The sequence below is a fragment of the Acidovorax sp. KPB24-07 genome (genome assembly GCF_057543315.1).
This window is the reverse complement of sequence record NZ_BAAJYS010000350.1, coordinates 1-3,472: the sequence shown is the minus strand read 5'-3', so window position 1 is coordinate 3,472 and position 3,472 is coordinate 1. Positions and strand designations below refer to the sequence as shown.

4 protein-coding genes are annotated in these 3,472 nt (G+C 71.1%); all 4 read left to right on the top strand.

Translation table 11 applies throughout. From position 1 onward, the window contains the following. The coding region (locus AC27IQ_RS20735; protein WP_487090619.1) for a 2-hydroxyacid dehydrogenase at positions 1–766 on the top strand (766 nt) is incomplete at its 5' end. Between the two features lie 192 nt (positions 767–958). Continuing rightward, positions 959–2,362, top strand: coding sequence for an aminotransferase class III-fold pyridoxal phosphate-dependent enzyme (locus AC27IQ_RS20730; RefSeq protein WP_487090618.1), 1,404 nt, complete (start codon positions 959–961; stop codon positions 2,360–2,362). Between the two features lie 88 nt (positions 2,363–2,450). After that, positions 2,451–2,945: an Lrp/AsnC family transcriptional regulator gene (locus AC27IQ_RS20725; protein ID WP_272553201.1), complete on the top strand. Its 495-nt coding sequence runs from the start codon at positions 2,451–2,453 to the stop codon at positions 2,943–2,945. 17 nt (positions 2,946–2,962) lie between these two features. Next, positions 2,963–3,337, top strand: coding sequence for a (2Fe-2S)-binding protein (locus AC27IQ_RS20720; RefSeq protein WP_284431436.1), 375 nt, complete (start codon positions 2,963–2,965; stop codon positions 3,335–3,337). The last annotated feature ends 135 nt before the right edge of the window (positions 3,338–3,472 follow it).

The following is a 3,472-nucleotide window of genomic DNA, read 5'->3' as shown; positions in this document are numbered from 1 at the left end:
GCGCTTTCCGCAGCTGCAGGTGCTGTTTTCATCGGGCGCGGGCGTGGACCAGTTCGACTTCGCCGCGCTGCCGCCCGAGTTGCCCGTGGTGCGCATGGTGGAGCCGGGCATCGTGCAGGGCATGGTGGAGTACGTGACGCACGCCGTGCTGGGCCTGCACCGCGACATGCCCCAGTACCGCCGTCAGCAGCAGCAAGGCGAATGGCGCGTGCTGCCGGTGCGCCCGGCCAGCGAACGCCGGGTGGGCGTGCTGGGCCTGGGCTCGCTGGGGCAGGCGGTGCTGGCCCAATTGCGGGGCCTGGGCTTCGACTGCGCGGGCTGGAGCCGCTCGCGCCACCAGTTCGCCGGCGTGCACTGCTACGCGGACCGGCACGAACTGCCGGCCTTCCTGGCGCGCACCGACATCCTGGTGTGCCTGCTGCCGCTGACCGATGCCACGCGGGGCTTTCTGAACAAGGACCTGTTCGCGCAACTGCCGGCCGGTGCCGGGCTGGTGCACGTGGGGCGCGGGCCGCAATTGATCGACACCGACCTGCTGGCCGCGCTGGCCGTGGGGCAGATCGGCGAGGCGGTGCTCGACGTGACCGACCCCGAGCCCCTGCCGCCGTCGCACGCCTTCTGGCGGCACCCGCGCGTGCAGCTCACCCCGCACATCGCGAGCATGACCCAGCCCCTGAGCGCCGCCAACGTGGTGGTCGACAACCTGCGCCGGTTCGAGGCGGGCGAGCCCATGGTGGGGCTGGTGGACCGCTCGCGCGGCTACTGACGCATGGCGGCCGGCAGCCAGCGTCCCCGGGGGCACCGCACGATCTGCTGCCACCGCGCCAACAACCGCAGCGTGCTGCGCCAAACCCCGCCAAAGCAGCACCACGCGCAGCGGCCCCTGGCCTAACCTTGGGACCATCGACAGACGCCTCACCACCGCCACCGAACCCCTGGCCCGCGACCGGACCCCGCCATGACCCAACTCACCGACCTGCCCCAGCTCGCCTCGCTCGATGCCATCGACCGGGCGCATTTGATCCACCCCGTCTCGCCCTGGCGAGCGCACGAGCGCCGCGGCCCGACCGTGCTGTCCTCGGGCCGGGGGGCATGGCTCACCGATGCCAGGGGCAACGAGCTGCTGGACGCCTTCGCCGGCCTGTGGTGCGTGAACGTGGGCTACGGCCAGGAGAGCGTGGTGCAGGCCGCCGCCGAGCAGATGCGCCGCCTGCCCTACGCCACGGGCTACTTCCACTTCAGCAGCGAGCCGGCCATTCTTCTGGCCGAAAAGCTGGTGCAGATCACGCCGAAATCGCTGAACCACGTGTACTTCACGCTGGGCGGCTCCGAAGCGGTGGATGCCGCCGTGCGCTTCATCGTGCAGTACCACAATGCCATCGGCCAGCCGGCCAAGAAGCACTTCATCGCGCTGGAGCGCGGCTACCACGGCTCGTCGTCCACGGGCGCCGGGCTCACCGCCCTGCCCGCCTTCCACCGCGGGTTCGACCTGCCGCTGCCGACGCAGCACTACATTCCCTCGCCCAACCCCTACCGCGCCGCGGACCCGTCGGACGGTCCGGCCATCATCGCGGCCTCGGTGGCGGCGCTGCGGGCCAAGGTGGCCGAGCTGGGCGCGGACAACGTGGCGGCCTTCTTCTGCGAGCCCATCCAGGGCTCGGGCGGGGTGATCGTGCCGCCCCAGGGATGGCTCAAGGCCATGCGGGAGGCCACGCGCGAGCTGGGCATCCTGATGGTGGTGGACGAGGTCATCACCGGCTTCGGCCGCACCGGCCCGCTGTTCGCCTGCGAGGCCGAAGGCGTGTCCCCCGACATCCTCACGCTGGCCAAGGGACTGACGGCCGGCTACGTGCCCATGGGGGCGACGGTGATCTCGGATGCGCTGTACGCCAGCATCGCCGACGGTGCACCCGAGGGCGCGCCCATCGGCCACGGCGCCACTTACTCCGCCCACCCGGTGAGCGCGGCGGTGGCGCTGGAAGTGCTGCGGCTGTACGAGGAAGGCGGCATTCTCGCCAACGGCCAGCGCGGCGCCGCGCCTTTCGCGGCCGGGCTGGATGCCTTGCTGGCGCACCCGCTGGTGGGCGACTCGCGCCACCGCGGCCTGCTGGGCGCGCTGGAGCTGGTGAGCGACAAGGCGACCCGGCGCGGGTTCGATCCGGCGCTGGGCCTGTCCGAGCGCATCGCGGCCACGGCGTACCGCAACGGCATCGTGTTCCGCGCCTTCGGCGACAACATTCTTGGCTTTGCGCCCGCGCTCACCTACACCGAGGACGAGTTCGCCGAAATGTTCAAGCGCCTGCGAAAGACGCTGGACGACGTGCTGGACGCGCCCGACGTGCGCGCCGCGCTCAAAGGCTGAAACCGGCGGCAACGCCCCCGCAACGCCAACACAGCGACCGCGCGCCGCCGCAGAATCGAAGCCTCCTTCACGTCCCGATGCCGCCATGATGAACGAAGCCTTCAAGATCGACCGCCTGGACCTGCGCATCCTCGCGCAGCTGCAGAAGAACGGGCGCATGACCAACGTGGACCTGGCGGACGCGGTGGGCCTGTCGCCCAGCCCCTGCCTGATCCGCGTCAAGCGCCTGGAGCAGGCGGGCTACATCGCCGGCTATGGCGCGCATCTGCGCCTGGAAAAGCTGGGCGACACGCTCACCGTGTTCACCGAGGTCACGCTCACCGACCACCGCCGCGAAGACTTCACGCGCTTCGAGGCCGCGATCCGCGAGGTGGACGAGGTGCTCGAATGCCACCTGGTGAGCGGCGGCTACGACTACCTGCTGCGCTTTCTGACGCGCGGCGTGAACCATTACCAGGAGGTGATCGAGGACCTGCTCGAACGCAACCTCGGCATCTCCAAGTACTTCAGCTACATCGTCATCAAGACGCCGTTCATCAAGACGCACTGTCCCATCGAGCGGCTTTTTCCCCACCAGCGCTGACCGCCCTCCAGACGCCCATGCCCGACACCGCCCACCGCCCGCCGGCCCGCTTCGTGCGGCTGGCCGAGACCGATCGCCCCCCGATCGCCCTGACGATCGATGGCCTGCCTGCCGCCGCGCTCGCTGGCGACACCCTGCTGGTGGCGCTGCTGCAGCACGGGCGGCGGGTGCGCGACAGCGAGTTCGGCGACGGCCCGCGCGCGGGCTTTTGCCTCATGGGTGCCTGCCAGGACTGCTGGGTGTGGACGCCTTCGGGCAATCGGCTGCGCGCCTGCTCCACCCCGGCCGAAGCCGGCATGGAGGTGCTCACCCACCCGCCCGCGGCGCACTGGCCGGTGACGCCGGACCTGCGCGAATCGCTGGCGCGCCATGCGCAAGGGGACGCGGCATGAGCACCCCCACCGCCACCCCAGTCACTAACCCTACCGGCTCGCCCCGCATCGTGGTGGTCGGCACCGGCCCGGCCGGCGTGCGCGCCGCCCAGGCGCTGGTGCAGGCCGGCCTGCGCCCCACCGTGGTGGATGAAA